Annotated in this window: 16 protein-coding genes and 2 pseudogenes; 7 read left to right on the top strand and 11 right to left on the bottom strand. The window is 68.2% G+C overall.

Annotation, left to right across the window (positions count from 1 at the left end; translation table 11 throughout):
- Nucleotides 1-1,270 precede the first annotated feature (1,270 nt).
- Nucleotides 1,271-1,879, top strand: a complete 609-nt coding sequence (locus AB0D34_RS07805; protein WP_362659041.1) for a CHAT domain-containing protein — start codon at nucleotides 1,271-1,273, stop codon at nucleotides 1,877-1,879.
- A 100-nt stretch (nucleotides 1,880-1,979) separates the two neighbouring features.
- Nucleotides 1,980-3,188 (top strand): hypothetical protein, encoded by a 1,209-nt coding sequence (locus AB0D34_RS07810; protein ID WP_362658104.1) that lies wholly within the window; start codon nucleotides 1,980-1,982, stop codon nucleotides 3,186-3,188.
- Nucleotides 3,189-3,223: 35 nt separating this feature from the next.
- On the opposite strand, the gene AB0D34_RS07815 is transcribed toward AB0D34_RS07810, so the two are convergent.
- From AB0D34_RS07815 to AB0D34_RS07845, 7 genes are all read right to left on the bottom strand, one after another.
- Entirely contained in the window at nucleotides 3,224-3,475 is a 252-nt protein-coding gene (locus AB0D34_RS07815; protein ID WP_362658107.1) for a hypothetical protein, read from the bottom strand.
- A gap of 338 nt (nucleotides 3,476-3,813) precedes the next feature.
- Complete coding sequence (locus AB0D34_RS07820; RefSeq protein WP_362658110.1) at nucleotides 3,814-4,692, bottom strand: glycosyltransferase; 879 nt, start codon at nucleotides 4,690-4,692, stop codon at nucleotides 3,814-3,816.
- Nucleotides 4,693-4,816: 124 nt separating this feature from the next.
- Nucleotides 4,817-5,977: a DegT/DnrJ/EryC1/StrS aminotransferase family protein gene (locus AB0D34_RS07825; protein WP_362658113.1), complete on the bottom strand. Its 1,161-nt coding sequence runs from the start codon at nucleotides 5,975-5,977 to the stop codon at nucleotides 4,817-4,819.
- Nucleotides 5,974-7,032, bottom strand: a complete 1,059-nt coding sequence (locus tag AB0D34_RS07830) for an NAD(P)-dependent oxidoreductase (protein ID WP_362658116.1) — start codon at nucleotides 7,030-7,032, stop codon at nucleotides 5,974-5,976. The genes AB0D34_RS07825 and AB0D34_RS07830 overlap by 4 nt, the downstream gene beginning before the upstream one ends.
- Before the next feature lie 17 nt (nucleotides 7,033-7,049).
- Nucleotides 7,050-8,378: a hypothetical protein gene (locus AB0D34_RS07835; RefSeq protein ID WP_362658119.1), complete on the bottom strand. Its 1,329-nt coding sequence runs from the start codon at nucleotides 8,376-8,378 to the stop codon at nucleotides 7,050-7,052.
- A 10-nt stretch (nucleotides 8,379-8,388) separates the two neighbouring features.
- Nucleotides 8,389-9,120 (bottom strand): hypothetical protein, encoded by a 732-nt coding sequence (locus AB0D34_RS07840; RefSeq protein WP_362658122.1) that lies wholly within the window; start codon nucleotides 9,118-9,120, stop codon nucleotides 8,389-8,391.
- 12 nt (nucleotides 9,121-9,132) lie between these two features.
- Entirely contained in the window at nucleotides 9,133-10,155 is a 1,023-nt protein-coding gene (locus tag AB0D34_RS07845; RefSeq protein WP_362658125.1) for an NAD-dependent epimerase/dehydratase family protein, read from the bottom strand.
- A 222-nt stretch (nucleotides 10,156-10,377) separates the two neighbouring features.
- Between AB0D34_RS07845 and AB0D34_RS07850 the strand changes: the two genes are divergently transcribed.
- Nucleotides 10,378-11,712: a tetratricopeptide repeat protein gene (locus AB0D34_RS07850; protein ID WP_362658128.1), complete on the top strand. Its 1,335-nt coding sequence runs from the start codon at nucleotides 10,378-10,380 to the stop codon at nucleotides 11,710-11,712.
- A 196-nt stretch (nucleotides 11,713-11,908) separates the two neighbouring features.
- Here AB0D34_RS07850 and AB0D34_RS07855 read toward each other — a convergent pair whose 3' ends face one another.
- Nucleotides 11,909-12,652 carry a hypothetical protein gene (locus AB0D34_RS07855; RefSeq protein WP_362658131.1) on the bottom strand — a complete coding sequence of 248 codons (744 nt, stop codon included), beginning with the start codon at nucleotides 12,650-12,652 and terminating at the stop codon, nucleotides 11,909-11,911.
- A gap of 417 nt (nucleotides 12,653-13,069) precedes the next feature.
- Here AB0D34_RS07855 and AB0D34_RS07860 point away from each other — a divergent pair, with 417 nt between their 5' ends.
- A complete protein-coding gene (locus AB0D34_RS07860; protein WP_362658134.1) occupies nucleotides 13,070-13,477 on the top strand; it encodes a hypothetical protein in 408 nt (135 codons plus the stop codon).
- A 3-nt stretch (nucleotides 13,478-13,480) separates the two neighbouring features.
- Nucleotides 13,481-14,278 (top strand): hypothetical protein, encoded by a 798-nt coding sequence (locus tag AB0D34_RS07865; protein ID WP_362658136.1) that lies wholly within the window; start codon nucleotides 13,481-13,483, stop codon nucleotides 14,276-14,278.
- A gap of 187 nt (nucleotides 14,279-14,465) precedes the next feature.
- Here the strand turns inward: AB0D34_RS07865 and AB0D34_RS07870 are convergent.
- Nucleotides 14,466-15,202, bottom strand: a pseudogene (locus AB0D34_RS07870) (ISAs1 family transposase); the annotation flags it as partial.
- 156 nt (nucleotides 15,203-15,358) lie between these two features.
- Here AB0D34_RS07870 and AB0D34_RS07875 point away from each other — a divergent pair.
- Nucleotides 15,359-15,841 (top strand): hypothetical protein, encoded by a 483-nt coding sequence (locus AB0D34_RS07875; RefSeq protein WP_362658139.1) that lies wholly within the window; start codon nucleotides 15,359-15,361, stop codon nucleotides 15,839-15,841.
- 119 nt (nucleotides 15,842-15,960) lie between these two features.
- Nucleotides 15,961-16,284 (top strand): hypothetical protein, encoded by a 324-nt coding sequence (locus AB0D34_RS07880; RefSeq protein ID WP_362658141.1) that lies wholly within the window; start codon nucleotides 15,961-15,963, stop codon nucleotides 16,282-16,284.
- 8 nt (nucleotides 16,285-16,292) lie between these two features.
- Here AB0D34_RS07880 and AB0D34_RS07885 read toward each other — a convergent pair whose 3' ends face one another.
- Both AB0D34_RS07885 and AB0D34_RS07890 read right to left on the bottom strand, forming a co-directional pair.
- Nucleotides 16,293-17,291 (bottom strand): transposase, encoded by a 999-nt coding sequence (locus AB0D34_RS07885; protein ID WP_362658144.1) that lies wholly within the window; start codon nucleotides 17,289-17,291, stop codon nucleotides 16,293-16,295.
- A gap of 44 nt (nucleotides 17,292-17,335) precedes the next feature.
- Nucleotides 17,336-17,890, bottom strand: a pseudogene (locus AB0D34_RS07890) (transposase family protein); the annotation flags it as partial.
- Nucleotides 17,891-17,927 lie beyond the last annotated feature (37 nt).

Below are 17,927 nucleotides of genomic sequence, written 5' to 3' on the forward strand. Positions count from 1 at the left end.
CGCCCAGGGCGCCCCCTCACTTGGTCAAGCGGGCGCGAGCGCCCCAACGTACGGCGGAAGCACGGGCGGCACGGGCGGTGCCCCGGCGCCAGCCGCTCCGTCCTACGGCGGCCAGCAGCAGATGTCACCGGCGATGACTCAGCCGATGGCTCCGGTCCGTCCCCACAGCCAGGGGATGGCAGCTCCACCGATGCGTGGGTTCCTGATCGATGAAGATGACCAAGACATGGTCGACAACGAGGGGTCGAGTCCGAGACCGTCGTCGGGCCCTGACGGGTCCGACGGCAACACCGAGCCGATACGAGGAAACCAGACCGTACCGGGGCCGGGCGCGATACAGGCCCGCCCCCGTGACGAAGCGCCTGCCGTCCCCGCAGAGGGTGCCAACGGTCTGTCCGAACCTCGCCACCTAGTTGCCAGGCTGGCGGAGCAGGCCGACCAAAACTGCGAGATTCCACTATTTGTGCGGATCCTCCGTCTGCCCGGCCATGGCGGAGGAAGTGTCCCTCTGCGACAGCTTCACGTTCCCAAAGAGGGCGCGTTACTGCAGATCGCCATAGAAGTGCGTGGCCTGCACGTGCTGGGTCACCTTCACCAAGAGTTGACCGTGTATCCGGGCGAAGACCCCGATCCGGTGTGTTTCGCCCTGCGGACAGTGGCGCCGGGAAAGCATGAAGTCACTGTGAGTGCCTTCCATAAAGGCACGTACCTAGGAGCGGTGCACTGCGAGATTTCAGTGACTCCTAGTAGTGAGACCAGGTATGGGCCGCCACGGGGTGCGGTGCTGCCGGGCCTCGCCTTCGAACCGGGAGAGGCCACCCTTCAGGTGCGCCGAGACCCCAAGGACGGCTCGTTCAGCTTTCAATTGTGGAGTGAAACCTGCTATCCGCCCGAGCAGTTCAGCTTCCGCGGTGGTGACCCTCGCCGGACGACTGATCAGATCTACACCCAACTACGGGAAGCCGCCAGCCGGGCCGGGCGCGGTTTGCCTGGTGAATCGGACAAGCTCACAGACCGCCTGAGGAATCTGGGCGTGCAACTGTGGGCGTCGGCCGTGCCGAAGGCAATACAGGAGCAATTCTGGCAAGAAGCTGGCCGCATCACCTCCTTCACCGTGCTCGGTGAGCAAGACTTCGTGCCATGGGAGCTTCTCTACCCACTCGCGCCGGGCCACGACAAGGGCTTCTTGGCCGAGTGGCTGCCCGTCGTACGCCGCCTCTACCTCCATGACCGGGTCCATCAGCTCTCTCTCCCCGGTGCCGCCTTCGTCATGCCGGAAGATTCACCAGACGACGCAGCGACGGAAATAGCCGTCGTGCGCAAGCTGCTTGGCCCCGGAGTGGCAGACGCGGGTGTACTGACTCAGCGTTCCGAGCTCACGGACTTGATCGAACGCGGCCATGCCGGCTTGTTGCACTTCGCCTGCCACAACGTATTCTCGGGCTCCGGGTCCCGAGTGAAAATGGGTAATGACGATTCTTTCGAACCCATCGACCTTGCGGCCGCTGTCCAAAAGAAGAGTCTCAGTGCCCAGAAGCCATTGGTGTTCTTCAACGCCTGCCGCAGTGCGGGCCAGATCGACTGGTTCAATTGCGCCCTCGGCTGGGCCGAGCAGTTCATGCAGGCCGGGGCCGGCGCGTTCGTAGGAACGCTGTGGCCGGTGCGTTCCCACTCGGCCATGGAGTTCGCAGGAAAGTTCTACGACGAACTTCTCAGTTCTGGCCAGTCCCTTGGGCAGGCTTCGCTCGCTGCCCGAGGGGCCATACAAGACCGGGGCGGCGACCCCACATGGCTCGCTTACACGGTCTATGGAAGCCCGGCAGCCACGGCATCGACCAAAGCGTCTACTCAATCAACAAGCCCCTACCACTCAGGGTAAGTAGTCGTATTCCATCTGGCCGACGCTCCCATTTCAGACGCTCCGTACCAGTTTCCCAAGCGCCGAAGCTAACCACTCGCCCATCAAGGAGGCACCACCCATGCCAGCCCCTGTCTTTGTCCTCCACGGCGTCGCCAACCGCGACCCCGAGGGCTTCACTGCTGCTGTTGCCGCTCTTCAGGCGGCTACAGGGATATCCATGGTGCCGGTTTACTGGGGCGACCTCGGCGCCGAGGACCGCTTCATTACCGCAACTCTGCCCGCCCGGGACGCGGGACGCATGCCCGTGATCGGGCCTGGCAGCATGCTGCGCGACGCCTCACCACACGCTGTTCCGTCCTACTTCTTCGCCGACCGGCGGCCACACACGGAAGATCAGTTGGAAGTCGTAGGTGCCGCGCTGCGTGAAGAACTGGACACAGACCCCGGCATCCTGCGTGACACCCCGCGGTCAGGCGGCGCTAGCCCCGACGACATCATGTCCTACCTGGCCGCGGATTGGCCCGACACCCGCTGGCTAAGCCAGACCAACGACCCGGCCTTGCTGATCGAGACCGGTCGAGCCCTAGCCCAAGCCCTCCTGGACGCGCACACGGATGAGTACGCCGAATACGGATACGAGGGTCTACGCGGAGAACCTGCCGACGAGCCGGGTCGGCTGCGCGAGTTGGTGAAGCGGCGGCTCCGCGACCTTGATCGGGTTGTGGGTGCGGCGGTCGGTGCTGTAGCCGGACGCATCAACGACGCGGTACGCACGCGCTTCGGGCCTGGCACCACTCGATTCCTTGGCGATGTGCTTGTCTACCAGCGACACCGCGACGCTATCCATGCCCGTGTCCGAGCGCGGATCGACGAGGTCGACCCGAGGCTGGGATGCGATCCGGAACACCCTGTGAAGGTCGTCGCCCACAGCCTTGGCGGTGTCATCGCGGTGGACATGGCCACCGCACGGGAACCTCTCTGGACCGAGCAGTTGGTCACTTTCGGTTCCCAGTCTGCCTTCTTCCACGTTTGCGACCCGCGCGGTGGACAACTTCAGCCCTATTCCGGACATACACCGGTTCAACTGCCCACCTCTCTCGGCCGATGGACCAATCTCTGGGAGCCGCTGGACATGCTGGCCTTCGCTGCCTCCCAAGTCTTCAAGCTCAGCGACGGCAGCACCCCGATCGACCGCCCTGTGCCCCACTCCGCTACGACCGGTTTGTGGACTCACTCCGCCTACTGGGACCTACCCGATGTTGCGGCAGCCATTGCCGAAGCGATGAGTGGGCTCTCAGCAGGGGCTAACCAATGCGATGGCTACTGAGGCGATAGTCAGACCATGAAAGGCCCGAGCCTCTATCAGATCCGGAGCGGTTCCCATCGAGGTAGTTCAGAGAAGTCCGGGGCGTCTACGTGAGGGTAGGCGACGGTGACGCCGTCGGGTCGGACTGCGTGGTCCACGGTGAGGTGGATGCGATCGTCGGGCCCGCCGGTGAAGAGGACCTGACTGTCCTGCTTGGTCCATCGGCCGTCGCTGTTCATGCTGAGGAACCCTACTGCCGCCGCGTTCGTGGAGTTGGCGCCGGCCATGCGGGTGCCAGGAGTTGTCACGGCACCATGTTGGCGGCGTCTTGAACATGTTGCCCCCGAGACCGGCCGACCGATGGACGACATCGACGTCCTCCTCACCGTCACTCGACACCTTCCCCACAAATCGTGGGACCCAGAGCAGGCGGACGGCTCAGCCCTCACCGGCCCGTGCCGAACTGGGGCTCCACCTCGAACGTGTAGCCCCGATCCCGGAGGTAGCGGCTTCGCTGATCCTGGGCGATGCCATCCGGGCAGTATGACCGAGCGAGCGGGCAGGACGCGTCAGTCCGCCACGGTGACCGACGACGTGATCAACGGGGCGCGGCCCGGCCGTACCAGCGATCGGGAAGTGCGACGCCTCAGAAGGCAGGAGGCCGTCCAGCCCGGGTCAGGCGGGCGACGGTGTTCCAGCTCATGGGTTCCCGTGTCCCGCACGCGCCGCGTACGCCCTCCATGAACCCAGCGAGGGATGCTCGCAGTGCGGGCATCCCTCGCGTTCGCCAGAGGGTGACGACGGCCCAGACGGCGAGGTTGACGGGGATCAGGAGGCGGGGCAGGCGCCGGCGGGCGAGCCAGACGCGGTTTCGGGCGTTGAGCCGGTAGAAGGCAGCGTGCCGGGACGGGTGGGTGGCGGGGTGGTGCACGATCACGTCAGGCATGTAGTAGCCGCGGTATCCGCGATCCCACAGTCGCCACGCCAGGTCTACGCCTTCGTGATAGAGGAAAAAGGAGCCGGGCCACCCACCGACCTGGTCAAACGCGGAGCGGCGGACCATCACGACGCCTTCGGCCATGACGGTCACGATGCCGGGCCGGGCCGGGTTGCCTGCCCGCAGGCGCGGAACCCAGCGGCGGAGGGTGACACCGCTGTCGGGGTCGGCAATACGGGGCTGGGCGTAGGCGAGGCCGGGATCGGCTTCTAGGCGGGCGACGAGCTGGGCCAGGACGTGGGGGGTCGGCAGCAGGGCGTCGTTGTCGAAGAAGAACAGGTAGTCGCCCTTGACCTCGGCGGCCCCGATGTTGCGGCCCTCGGGGATACCGACATTGTCTGACAGGGTGACCGTGTGCACACCTCCGGGGACCTGCTGGGGGGTGCAGCCGTTGCCCACGACGACGACGTCCAGATCGACGCCTTCCTGAGCCAGGAGGGACGACATGGCCTTGGGGAACTCGTTCGGCCGGTCGTTCATGGTCAGGACCACGGCCCCCACAGTGGGCGACGTTACGCCGGTGTTCACGCGGTTGTTCCCCTTCGTTGTGCTGCGGGCGGTCAGCCTACGGCATGGCCGCCCGCGCACGGTGAGCAACCAGCCACAAGGGGAGTGCAGGGCGTAGCGCACGTTGGGCTCCCCTTGTGGCTGGTTAGGAGGACCAGAGGGTGCGCATGGCGGTGATCACGCGGTCCACGTCGGTGTCGGTCATGACCGGGTAGCAGGGAAGGGACAGCTGCCGGGCGGCGGCCGTCTCGGTGACGGGTAGGGGGCTGGTGACCAGGTTCTGGTAGGGGGCAAGGGTGTGCACCGGCTTGAAGTGCGCGCTGGTGCCGATCTGGTGCCCCTCGCGCAGCGCCTGTGCTGCCTGGTTGCGGTCCAGGCGCGCGGTGTCGGGGTCGATGAGGACGGAGTACAGGAACCAGCCGTGCTCGACGCCGGGCAGGACGGTGGGAAGGGTCAGGCCCGGCAGGTCGGCAAGAGCGTCGGTGTAGGCGGCGGCGATCTCGGCGCGGCGGGCGGTGAAAGTCGGGAGTTTGGTGAACTGCGGCAGGCCGATGGACGCGGTGACGTCGGGCATCACGTACTTCAGGCCCGGCACCGTCACCTCGTAGTCGGCGGTGTTGCGCTGTCCGTGCCGGCGCCAGGCGGAGGAGTCGATGCCGTGGCGGCCGAGCGGGCGGGCCCGCTCGATGAGATCGGAGCGGCCGACGAGCATGCCGCCTTCACCAGTGGTCATGACCTTGTTCGGGTAGAAGCTGAAGACGGAGAGGTCGCCCACGGCGCCGGCGCGGTAGCCATCCCGGGCGGCGTGCAGGGCGTGGGCGGCGTCCTCGACCAGGACGAGCCCGTTGTCGTCGGCCAGCTTGCGGAAGGCGGTGAGGTCGCAGGGGTGGCCGCCGTAGTGCATGACGACGATGGCCTTCGTCCGGTCGGTGACCGCCGCCTTGGCCGCCTCGGGGTCGATGTTGAGGGTTGCGGGCTCGATGTCCGCGAAGACGGGGCGGGCGCCGACCTGGAGGAGCGCGTTCGGGGCGGCACAGAAGGTGAGGCTGGGGGTGATCACCTCATCTCCGGGGCCGAGCCCGAGAGCGAGGAAGGCGAGGTGCAGGGCCGCGGTGCAGGAGGACACCGCGAACGCGTCCTGGACGCCGAGGGCGTCGCGTACGGCGTCTTCGAAGCGGGCCGCCTTCGGGCCGTAGGTCAGCCAGCCGGAGCGGAGCGTGTCGGTGACCTCGGTGATCTCCTCCTCGCCGATGGACGGCTGGTTCCACGGCAGGAACGGCACGTTCGCCGCTGGGGCGGTGGTCATCGCGTCCTCCAGTCGCTGGCGGCGTACTCGGCGTACAGGCCGTCGCACTCGGCCGTGCGCAGGGCGGCGATGTGCCCGGCGTCGCGGGCGAGGATGAGGCCCTTGAGGTTGTCGTACTCGGGACGGTCCGGGTCGCTCAGTTCCTTGTCCTCCATGGCGTCGGCGATCTCGCGGACGCCGTCGTGGAGCCGGGTCGGGCACGCTCCGGGGAAGGCTTCGGCGAGACGGGCGAAGGACGTGCGGTAGTCGCGGGCGTCCGTCTCGTCGCGCTCCGGCCCGCGGTCGACCTTCGTGCCGGGGACCGTCTTCTGCACGGTTTCGGCGATGTCGGCGATGGTGAAGTTTGCCTGGTCCGCTCCGACGTTGAACACCCGGTGGCCGTCGGGGGTGTTCAGGGCGCCGGCGAGGGTTTCGGCGACGTCGGCGACGTGGACCAGGGGGCGGCGCTGGGAGCCCCCGTTGAGGGGGATGCGGCCGGTCACGACGGCCTGGGCGGTCATGCGGTTGGCGACGGAGTCGAGCCGCTGGCGCGGGGAGTGTCCGTGCACGGTGGCCAGCCGCAGCACGGTCAGCGCGGTGTGGTCGAGCATGGCGGCCAGGCGGCGTTCGGCCATTACCTTGGTGGTGGCGTAGATGCCTAGCGGGTTGGGGGCGGTGGACTCGTCCACGGTGCCCGCGTGCTGGCCGTAGACGCTGCACGAGGAGAAGAACACGTAGTGCCCGACTCCGGCGTCCTGGGCGACTTCGGCGGCAAGGACAGGCGAGGCGTAGTTGAATTCGACGGCCAGGCGCTCGTCGACGGCGCAGGCGGGTTCCCCGACGAGGCCCCCGAGGTGCACGACCGCATCCGCGCCGCGCACGGCACGCCGGAGCACGTCGGGGTCGCGCAGGTCGGCGTGGAGGAAGTCGGCGGCGGTCGGCACGAGCCGTGCCGGGGCGTCGCCGCGGTGGTAGATCATCCCGTCCATGACGGTCACGTGGTGGCCAAGGGCGGTCAGGTGACGGGTGGCGACGGTGCCGATGTAGCCGGCGCCGCCGAGCAAGAGGATGCGCACGCTGGGGGTCCTTTCGGTCAGTGTGCTGCGGTCTCGGTCGTGGTGCGGAAAGCGGCCTTGCCCAGGGCGGTGGCTCGCAGGTCGGTGAGGCGAGGGATGAACGTGACGTCCAGCTGCTCGACGGGGTGGAGGAGGCCGCCGTCGCAGGTCTCCGCGGTCCACACCGCGTAAGAGCCGCGGTGGTAGGCGAGGTTGACGCCGATCTCTCCCTTGGGGAGGAAGCCGTTGAACGGGGCGGGGATGCCCTCGCGGTTCCAGTAGCCGTACGCGCCCAGCGCCTTGGCCTGCTCGAACACGGGGAAGAGCTGCGGGTAGCGGGGCTCGGTGCGCATCTCGCGGAACACCATCTGCCCCAGCAGCGAGGGTGCGACCTGGGCGAGGGTGAGGAAGTCCGTGCCCTTGAAGGAGACGGCCGCCGCGTCCTGCGAGGCGTCCAGGGCCGTGCAGGCGAACAGGTGTGACAGGCGCCGCTGCACGTAGGAGGCCGCCCCGGGCGCGAGGGCGGGTTCGATCACCTCGATGAGCGCGGTGAGCCGGTCGTTGCCGGGCGCGAACAGGGCGAGGTCGAACAGGCGGTTCATGCTCTCGATCGCGGCGAACGCGAGCCGCTTGTAGAGCCGGTTGTTCAGCTCTCCTGCTTCGGCGTACGTCTTGGTCTGTGCAGAGGTGGAGTGGAGCATCAGGTACTCGGACAGCACCTCGAAGTACAGGTAGCCCAGGAACGGCACCAGCGGCACCGTGGCGGCGAGCTGGTCGACGAACACCGGCTGCTGGCTGCTGGGTTGGCCGCAGGCGGTTGCCAGCAGTGCGTCCAGGAACTCGGAGGCCGCCCGTACGCGCTCCACGGCGGCCTTTCGCAGCCGGGCGTCCTCGGCGCCGGTCAGGAAGTCGCGGTGCTTCTCGTAGGCGGCCAAGTGGATGCGGCCGAGGCGGAGGTAGTCGATGCCCTTGACCGGCACCGGTGCGTCGGGGCGGATCTCGATGACCAGGACGTCGCGGTTCTGCTTCGTCTCCAGCAGATAGGTGCCCATGTTGTGCGGCCGCAGCCCGGTCGGCTCGGGGGTGAGCGGAGCGCAGTACAGGCTGCCGACCAGGCAGCCCGCTGCGGCGTAGATCTGCCCGCTCGCCCGGATCGCCTCCAGGGCCGGGGTGGTGTGCATCAGGTGGATTGAGCGGCCGCTGGCCAGGGTCTTCAGCATGGTGTTGCCGCGCAGCAGCCACCCGTTCGCGGTGTCTTGCTCAAGCCGCTCGGCCCACTCGGTGGGGGTCTCGCTGAGGGAGGCTGGGCCGGGCGGCCGGGCGGGGGTGGCGTAGTCGGTGTGGGCGTCGTTCCATTCGGCGCGCACGCTGTGTCTCCTACCGGTAGAGGGTCAAACGGGCGAGGGTGAGGGCGTCGGCCGGGCTGGCCCCGTCCAGGCGGTGCTGTTCGCTGGCGGTGACGAGGGCGAAGGCCACGGGGGGAAGCCACGCGGGCACACGGATGCGCAGGCGGGTGGTGTCGGGCCACCAGCGGTCCAGCGGCAGCCGGTACCGGTCGAGGCAGTCCGCGGCCTTCAGGAGGTCCGTGAAGTGCTGGGCCTGCGCGTAGGCGCGTACCTGCTCCGGTGAGAACGCGTCGTAGGGGACGTCGTGCAGGGCCACCGCGGTGGCCGCCGGGGCGATCAGGCCCACTAGTAGCCGGTGCCCGAAGGCATGGCTGACGATCTGGTGGTGCTGGGCGAACCAGCGGGCCGCCCGCTGGCCGTGGGCCACGTCGTCGCGGTCGTGACGGCGGCGGCAGTCGTGCACCGCCGCGGCGACAGACAGCGCGGCTGTCTCCTCCCGGCTCAGGCCGTGCTCGCCCGCGAGGAGGGAGGCGAGCACGCTGACGCGTGCGCCGTGCAGGACGCCGTGGATGGAGTCCGTGAGCCGGGCGTCGGCGAAACAGTCCGTGGGCGGGATCAGCAGCAGCGGCGCGTGCGGCAGCCGGGCCGGCCGGTCGGGGAAGGAGGTCGGCCGGTTGGAGGTGATCCAGTCCAGCGTGGCCTGATCCATGGCCTGGTGATCGCCGAGCCGACGTCCTTCGGCGAGCTCTCTGAGCGAAGGCATCGACCGCACCGCCTACGCCGCAGCGGGCTCACGCAGCCACTGCGGGATGACGTCCGGACGCTCGTGCAGCCACTGTACATATCGGGCCACCCCGTCCTCCACGCTGATGCCCGGCCTCCAGCCCAGGAGGTCTTCCATCCGGCGGGTGCAGGCATAGCCGCCCTCCGGGTCGCCGGGCGGCATCTCCGTTTCCAGTAGCGGGACGCCTGGGTAGTGCCCGCAGACCAGGTCGGCCAGGCGGCGGATCGACGTGCCCGTGCCGGTGCCGATGTTCACCGTCGCCTGGTGCGCCCGCTTGGCGGTCAGGGCGTGCAGGGTGCCGGTGGTGATGTCGTCCACGTGCACGAAGTCGCGGACTTGGCGGCCGCCACCGTTGAGGTGCAGTGGGAGCCCCAGCGAGGCGCGCATCGCGAACCAGGCGACCACCCACGAGTGGCTGTGCTCCTTAATGACCTGCGGTTCGCCGTACACGGAGAAGTAGCGGACGATCGCGTATGAGGTGCCGGCGCCCCCGAGCACCGCGGCGGTCTCGTGCTCGCCCCACACCTTGCTGGCGCCGTACACCGAAACCGGCCGCACGGGCGCGTCCTCGCGGAACCGTGCCCCGGGTTGCCCGTGGTCGCCGTTGCCGTAGACGCTGGCGGAGGAGACGAACACCATCCGCCGTACGGTCGGGGAGGCTGCCACGGCGTCGAGGACCCGCTGAGCGCCGACCACGTTGCTGTCGATTGCGTCGAGGGGCTGGCGGGTGCAGGCGGCCACATCGGCCAGCGCTGCGGCGTGGACGACGTAGTCGCAGCCGGGGATGAGCCTCTTGATCAGGCGGGGTTCGGCGATGTCTCCGACGATGAAGTCCGTGTCGTCGGAGCGGATGCCGAAGTAGTCGCGGTAGGTGCTCTCCGGGTAGGCGTCCATCTTGCACACCGACACCGTTCGCGCGCCGAGCTGGCGGAGCTGGGCGGTGAGGCGGCTGCCGATCAAACCGCCCGCGCCGGTGACGAGCACCGTGCTTCCAGCGAGTTCACTCAAGGACACGACCATGTTCCCTTCACAGAACGGAAGTTGGGTTCCTGTGCAGGCCGAAGGGCTGCGCGCTGGAACCGGCGACCGGGAGGACCGTCACGTACTCCCGGCCGCCGGAGCTGTGGGCGAGCCCCGAAGGTGTCGAGTTCAGTGAAGTCACTGGCAGGCAGGGCCAACAGGACCCACGATGTAACCCCGCGTAGTCCTCTGTAACCCTGGGGAGGGGGCCCACAGATGGCGCAGGACCCAGATCAGTTGACACAGTTGATCCGTCAGGCGTGCGAAGAGCGAGGCTGGGGCCCGTCCAAGCTCGCCCGGGAACTCGGGCTTGCCGCCGGGCGCGGGCCGCAGGGCATGTCCCGCCAGTACGCACGGAAGCTGCTGGTAGGCGAGCGCGGGCTGGGGGACTTGTGGTTCCCGGCTGTCACCCGGGTCTTAGGGGTCGAACTCCAGGACGCTGGTTCCACCGAGTACGCGGGGCCGACCATCGATACCGTGGCCTCAGTCCTGGAACTTGGGAGGAATGACGTGGACCGTCGGAGCTTCCTGTCCGCCTCAACTGGCACAGCCCTGTCGTTCCTCGGTGTGCCCGACCCGGAGGCCATCACACGCCGCGTCCGCGCCGCCCCCGCGACGGCTGTACGCGTGGGCAAGGGCGAGGTCGAGGCGATCAAGACCATGGTCAGGACGCTCGGTGACAGCGCTGCCGAGTACGGTGGCGGCCACGTCAGAAGTCTCGCCGTGCGCTATCTGACCGAAAACGCCGGACCCTGGCTGAACGGTCGTTACACCGAAGCCATCGGCCGCGACTTGTACGCCGCCACCAGCCAGTTGACCCACCTCATCGGGTGGATGGCCCAGGACGAGGGTGACGACAAGCGGCACCAGATCCTTGGGCGCTTCTACTACGCCCATGCCTGGCGCCTTGCCGACGAGGCCGCAGAAGCCGAACTCGCCGCCACCGCACTGCGCGGCCTCACCGTTCAGGCCATCAACCAGGGCCCCCGTCACCGTGCCGAGGCCGTCGCACTCGCCGAGATGACCATGAACTATGCCGGGCGCCTCGACGACCCGCGCGCGGTGGCCTACTACCAGTCGACCCACGCCGACGCCGCGGCGCTCGACGGTGACCACCGCACCGCCACCAAGGCCCTGAACGCCTCCCAGACACAGATCGAACGCACCGCCGGCGCACCCCCTGGCGAGTCCTGGGCATCGCACTTCTCCATCGGCCGCTGGGCTTACGCCTCCGGCATGATCCTGGCCAGGATGGGTGACCTGACCGCCGCTGTGGCACACCTCGATCAGGCCCTCGAAGAGTACGGCCTGGACCGCCGGCGCACCCGGGCCAGCGTGCTCGGACACCTCGGTGAAATCCGCTTTCGGCAGGGCGACCTCGATGGTGCGCTGAGCGCCTGGTCAGAGTTCGTTGACTGTGCGGAGGGCGTGAAGTCCGTGCGTGTTCGAGATGCTGCCGAGGACATGCAGGTCCGCCTTGGCCAATTCCCCGGTGACGCGACAGCGCGCGAGCTTTCCGCCCGCGCGAGCCGTCTCCTGGCAGTGAACTGAATGTGCCCGCGCCCCCCACATGAGTGCCTTGGGCACGGAACCCTCTGTGCGGCGATCTCGGGTCTACCCACCGCACAGAGCCCTTGCCGTTTCTGCCATGCAGGGTGCTGCGGGGCACCATTACCCGCAGCTCGCGGGGCGAGTGACAGGGGGGCGGCCGCGCTGACCAGTCCACTGGGGCCGCCCCGCCGCACCGTCATCGCTGCGGAATCTCACCGTCCATGAAGCCCCGAAGGTGGTTCTGGCAGTTTGGGCACCCCTCCAGCGGCGGCAGTCCGGCGGCCTCGCCCGCATGCCACATCACCTCGACCATGATTCCTGCTGCCTCGTACCACTCTTCGTCTCCCTTGACCGGGACGGCGGCCGCGCGGGCCATCGCGCGGGCCGCCTTCCTGGCGGATACGGCCGTCGGTGTTCCGGGGCCGGTGAGGTCGGAGGCAGTGTCGTACGTGAAGGGGGACCGCCCCCGGGTGCGGATGACGTCCGAGCACCACGTTGCGTCATCGGCGAAGACGTCGAGGGCTGCCCGGGCCAGCATTCGCCCGTCGAGCAGCGTCCCGGCCTTTGACAGGGCGAGGAAGGCCGCGTGGTACGCCTCAGCCGAGGTGTCGAACGAGTAGGTGTCAAAGCCGGCCCTTTTCAGAGCTGCTTCGGCAGCAGCAGAGCAGGCGGTATACGTCCGGCGAACCCTCTCGTGGTCGGTGTAGTAGAAGATCCCTTCAACCTCGCCCCCGGCGGAGTACCACGTGCCCGCCTCGGCGGCCACGGCACCGACGGCAAGGAGCTGATTGGCACCCCTGAGCAGGCCCGCCGTCCGCAGTTCGCGGGCCAGACGGACCCAGCTGTCTTCAGTGGGCTCGCAGATCTTGAGGCACCGGGTGTACGGCAGGCCGGTCACGGCTTGGACCTGGCGGGCGAGCTGCGCGGCGCGGGACTGCATGTTCGGCATCGTCGTCTCGGATTCTGGCGGACTCTGCCCACGCCGTGCCCACCCCGGTTGCTCGATGCGCTTCATGATTTACGGGAGACGCTGGCCTAGTGAGACCTTCACCCGGGATCGCCTGCTGCGTGGGAGTCGACGGCGGGGGGCTGTTGCGCCTAGCCGTTCGGCAGCATAGCGGATTGCTCCGGCGGGGATGAACCCAAGTTCAGCAAGTGTCCGAACGGCAACTTCGCGTGCACACGCTAAGCCGCCCCGAAAAACGGCTGCGCGAGGGCGATGCCTGCGACCTCCATGATTCAATCGTGCGCCGCATGGCGCCTCTCGCGCATTCACGGCGCACGCCATCCCCACTATTTCGAGTCAACATTTACTGACGGGCCTTAGCCTGGCGGCATTCGTTGACATAATGATCCCATGTCAACGAATCCGACTGTGACTCCAGTCCCGCCGCTGCCACTGCGCATCCTTGCCACCTGGGACGAGTTCAACACCGCCTTATACGCCGCGCGCCGTGAGACCCACAGGTTCCGGCCCACGCCCGACGTTGACCACGGTGCGGCCGAGGAAATGGTGCGTGCCGCTCTGGCCGCGGTCGGGGTGGTCACCACCGCTGCCCCGGCTGTTGAGAGCCTCGACGCGGAATGCTGCACGGCGCAGTGCCTGATGTGGGAAGCGGGGGCCGTCGAGGCCGAGGCGCTTCGGGAGTGCCAGCAGTGCGGCGACGCGCCGGGCCACGACGGCACTGACCACGGCAACCGAGAGTTCGGCTGGTCCGACGGTCAGTCTGGCACCGTCCCCGCTCGCCCCACTGCGGAGGCCTGAGCCATGGCGTGGCTGCACCCCGACGACATCCGCAGCTCCCCGCGCCACGAGGGATTCCTGTACGCCCGTCTCGCCGACGGCACGATCCCCACCTACCGGGCCGGACAAGCGCTGTATGAATGGGAGTTCAACGACCACTGGAACGCCGATGGCGGGTGGTGGCATGGCGGCCCCGACCAGCAACGACCCACTCCTCAGCCCGCGGCCCTGGTCCCCAGCTGCCAGTGTGGATGGCGCGGACCCGATCTGCCGTACTACCCCAACGGCGGGCAGAAGACCACAGAGCTGTACTGCTGCATGCAGGGCGATCACGCCCTGAGGGCCTGGCAGGACCACGCCACCGCCGCCCTGACCGCGACCGTCCCCGACGAGCACCGTGAGCAACTCGCAAGGCTCGCCGGCCCCCTGGGGAAACTCGCCGACGCACGCCCCCGCGCCGCCTTGGTCCTGGCCCGTCAGCTGCGCGAACTCGCCGACCACCTCGAACCCCTCGCCGTCGCCCAAGCCCTGGCCCACGGCGTGCCTTGGGAGGCCATCGGCACCGACCTCGGCCAGACCAAGCAGGCCGCCCACGGCCGCTACCAGCGCCACCCTTCAACCGACCTCGAACAGCGCGTTCAGGCCCTCACCGGCGGAAGCGTCGCCGCCCTGCTCGACGGAGCCCGCAACCACCGCCCAGGCACCCCGCCCTCGGGTCACAGCGAATGGGCCGCAGCCGCAGCCCGCATCCTCGGAGACCCAGGCGGGGAGACACCACCCGCAGTTGTTTTCGAGCCCGCTGCCAGCCACGAGGGGGAATGACCGATGGTGAACCGCCGCGTCTGGCACGCCCTTACTGGCCGCATCGCGCCGTCTGCCGTCAACACTGACGAGGCGGGTCGCTGTACTTCGAGAAGACCGCCTTCGGCCGGCGGGCAGAGTACAGAGAAGGGCGCCGGGATGAGTACGGCCCCGTACGACGAGATGAGGGAGCACCTGCGCGTAGCCAGGGGATCTCCTTCCAGGGCAGCGCGTGGAGCTGGCGGGCCTGGCCGCGTTGGTTGTTCTTGATTGTCAACAGGTAGTGGGCGCCGCCTTTGTGCAGGTGGATGGCGTGGTCACGTTGGGCGTGGAGGGCGTCGGCGGGGACGACGGCCCCGGCGAGGTCGGCGTCGTCGATCTGGTCGAGCAGGGGTTGGAGCTCCGGTATTGCGTTTCGCGCCGATCTCGCGGGAGGCGAGGCGGCGCCGTCGCCGTGGCGGACGGCGGAGAGGACGAAGACCCGGCTGCAGTCTGGGCGGCGTGTGCCGCGCCGGCACTTGCCGTCCACCGCGATGGCCCGGAGTGGGAGCGCATCGGTTCGGCGAGGGCGGCGGCTCGGTGCGCGCGAGTCTGTTCGCGTTCGATGCCGCCGTTGGGCATCAGTGGCTGCGGCGGGCCGGGCTGCGCGGATGGCACAGGTCGGAGGTGGTCGTAGCTGGCCGCGCGGTGATTTCGCCGGGATCCAGACGTCGCAGGGGTGCGCGGGATCTTCTCGCTTGGGATCCGGTAGCAGCCCAGGATCGGGTGATAGGGCAGGCCGAAGGGGGCCAGTTCCTCGAGGGCGGCGCGCCGGCACCACTCCGCTGCCGCGGAGATGCAGTCGTGGCCCGCCGGTGTCATCGCGCGGACCACCAGGGCCAGCACGGAGGAGAGTCGGCAGCGCACCCAGCGCGCTCCTCGCGGGTCGGTGACCGACTCGAACTTTTAGGATGCGCTCCGGCCCGCACATCGCCATCGACTACACCCGCCCCGGCGGCGGTCAGCTGAGGGCACCGGCGAAATCTCCCGCACCGCAACGACGTCGCTCCATGCACGTGGCTCACCGATGGCCGAGGACATCAGGCAGCACTCGCCATCGATGTGACGTACATCACCGCAGCCTTCCCAAGATTTATTGTCGTTTTCGGTCCCTGCCGCCGCCGAGAAGTGAAGGGCTTACTCGACTTGGTGTTGGAGGACTTGATGATCCCGCCGAAGACGTCTCTGCCGACCATTATTCCGGAGGGAAGATTCGGTCAGCTCGTGGAGCTGATTACGGCTTCCACAGGCCTGAATGGGCAGGCGGCGGAAAGGCTCGTCGACGGCCTGCTGGACCGCTTGGGGCTGTACGGCCCAACCCCTGAACGCGTACACGACGCGTGTTCGGCAATGTTCTTCAACGCAGAGGCGGATGAGTATGTCGATGAAGGGCGGCTCTGGTCCAACTTCTGTGGAGCCCTCACGCTCTGTAACCAGCCGGGACTGGATGGCCCTTCGTCACTCGCTGACAGACCCGTTTGGGATCCTGCCCGCATGGACTTCGACCTTGCCCAAACGGCGTTGGCCCGTTGCGGATTGGTATGACTCGACGCGCAGCCAACATCGCTTTGGACTCGCTCCGCGATCCATCTGCGATCTCGGAGTCCGACCGGCCGGGACAGCACGTGTTCCGTCCCAGCGGGCTGATGATCAGCATCCACTGCATGCGCGACATGCTCGTAGCTATCGAGCTGGGAAGACCCTCGTCACAAGCGGATCGAGTGTTGTTCCAAGGCGTGGACCTGTTCGCACTTCCGGCCCGCGAGGTTGTCCGGCGCGTCGGTGAGCTCACCTCGATCGAGGAAGATCCTGACGACGATGCTTCATTCATCGCCCCGGACTTGCTGCTGAGCTTTTGGCGTCCGTTCGCAGCCGACGATGAGCCGGAAGAAGAACAGGGCTACTACTTCAGCTCGGCCTTGCTGGCACGGCCTGGCTACTACGACACCCCCGCTCAGGCTGCGGAGCGACTCCAGCAGAACTCGTGACTGTCCCGTCAGGAGGCCAGCAGGACTCGTTTGCGCAGGAGACCGAAGCCAGCCCGGCCGTACATCTGGCGCTTGAGCATCTTGATCCGGTTGACATGGCCTTCCACGACGCCGGAGTTCCAGGGCAGCGTGAGGCCGGCGATGACGGCGTCGAGGTCGCGTTCGAGGTGCTGAGCGAACCGGCTGAGGCTGGGCAGGTCGGTGGCAGCGCGGACGGATGTGATCCACTCCGACAGTTGTTCGCCCTCCAACTCGGTGACCATGTGGGCGAAGGAGCGGACGTGCTCGGTGAGTGCTGTCAGCTCGGGGCAGTTGGCCAGGGCCGCCTTGAGCTGGAGCCCGTCGCGTTCGGTGAGCGCATCGGGGCGGGTGAGGATCCAGCGGGTGACGGCGCGGGCTGACGGTGGCCGGGGCCCGATGGGCTGGGGCTTGCCCCGCAGCGTCTTCCTGACGTAGTCGCGGACGCTGCTGTAACCGTCCGGGTAGCCCTGTTCCTTGATCTCCTCCCAGAGTTTCCAGGCGTTGGTGCAGCCGTCTTGCCAGCGTTGGTCGAGGTAGGGCTTGAAGGCTTCGAGCCTGGTCGGGCGGTTTTGCCACTGGCCGGTGAACAGGTCTTCCGGGGTGGTGGCGCGGGAGAAGCGCAGGATGGTGTTGAGGCCCATGCCGAGCTGTCGGGCTACGGATCGCTTGCTGTGTCCGGCGGCCAGGAGCGCGTGAACGGTCGCGTGCTTGGCGCGGGTTCGCTCGGCGAACCGGTGGCCCGTCGGCCAGGGTGACGACGCCGCTGGCTCCGGCTTCTCCTGTGGTTCGTCCGGCGGTGTCGGCATGGGGCGCAGGCAGCCGCGGTGCCGGTAGACGCACTTCTCGGCGGCTTCGCCCAGGTTGCGCCAGAGGTGCCACCGGTCGGCCACCTGGACGGCTTGCGGGGCACCGCGGGTCGCGCCGTCGGCGAAGAAGGGGGCACGGTCGCGGCGATGATCTCGATGCCGGGCCTCTCGGCGAGCCAAGCCGCGAGTGTGTCCGCCTCCCGGTCCGGCAGGAGGTCGATAGGGCGACGGGTTTCGACGTCGACGAGCACCGTTCCGTAGACGCGGCCCTTGCGTTGGGCGTACTCGTCCACGCCGATCACGCGGGGCGCAGCGATGGGCGGTTCCGGGAGCGAAGTGACCAGCCTCAGCAGGGTGTTCCGGCTGACCGGCGCTCCAAAGGCATCCGTCATCCGTGCCCCGGCCCGGCCCGCGAGCGCGAGACCGACCGAGACGAGTACCGCTCGCAGTCGCTCCGTTCGCCGGCCGAACCGGCGGGTGAGACCCGGCACCTGCTCCACGAAGGTCCTGCGCGGACAGAACTCCTCCGCGCAGACGAACCGCCGCACTCTCAACGCCACCACGACGAACCTGCCCGCCGCTGGCAGATCACGAGGAACCCGCAGGTAGGAACCGTGTATTCGCGCTGACCGGCACCCGCACCCCGGACAGGCCGCCTGCCGGACCGCGCTCCGGGCCTCGACCCGGACGAACGTGTCGGTCACCTCGACCGACTCCACCAGCACATGCTCCACCGAGGAGAACAGCAACTCGTCGAGTTGCGGCCGTACTTCGTTCACAACGCAGCACTGTCGGCCACGCCGTCCACCGGCCGGG

The organism is Streptomyces sp. NPDC048420, from assembly GCF_040651535.1.
Taxonomy (GTDB): Bacteria; Actinomycetota; Actinomycetes; order Streptomycetales; family Streptomycetaceae; genus Streptomyces.

What these genes read in the sequence shown, in the direction of transcription:
- AB0D34_RS07805 (WP_362659041.1), top strand. Translation starts at nt 1,271, where the DNA reads ATGCCGGAAGATTCACCAGACGACGCAGCGACGGAAATAGCCGTCGTG.
- AB0D34_RS07810 (WP_362658104.1), top strand. Translation starts at nt 1,980, where the DNA reads ATGCCAGCCCCTGTCTTTGTCCTCCACGGCGTCGCCAACCGCGACCCC.
- AB0D34_RS07825 (WP_362658113.1), bottom strand. Translation starts at nt 5,977, where the DNA reads ATGACCACCGCCCCAGCGGCGAACGTGCCGTTCCTGCCGTGGAACCAG.
- AB0D34_RS07840 (WP_362658122.1), bottom strand. Translation starts at nt 9,120, where the DNA reads ATGCCTTCGCTCAGAGAGCTCGCCGAAGGACGTCGGCTCGGCGATCAC.
- AB0D34_RS07850 (WP_362658128.1), top strand. Translation starts at nt 10,378, where the DNA reads ATGGCGCAGGACCCAGATCAGTTGACACAGTTGATCCGTCAGGCGTGC.
- AB0D34_RS07855 (WP_362658131.1), bottom strand. Translation starts at nt 12,652, where the DNA reads ATGCAGTCCCGCGCCGCGCAGCTCGCCCGCCAGGTCCAAGCCGTGACC.
- AB0D34_RS07860 (WP_362658134.1), top strand. Translation starts at nt 13,070, where the DNA reads ATGTCAACGAATCCGACTGTGACTCCAGTCCCGCCGCTGCCACTGCGC.
- AB0D34_RS07865 (WP_362658136.1), top strand. Translation starts at nt 13,481, where the DNA reads ATGGCGTGGCTGCACCCCGACGACATCCGCAGCTCCCCGCGCCACGAG.
- AB0D34_RS07880 (WP_362658141.1), top strand. Translation starts at nt 15,961, where the DNA reads ATGCGCGACATGCTCGTAGCTATCGAGCTGGGAAGACCCTCGTCACAA.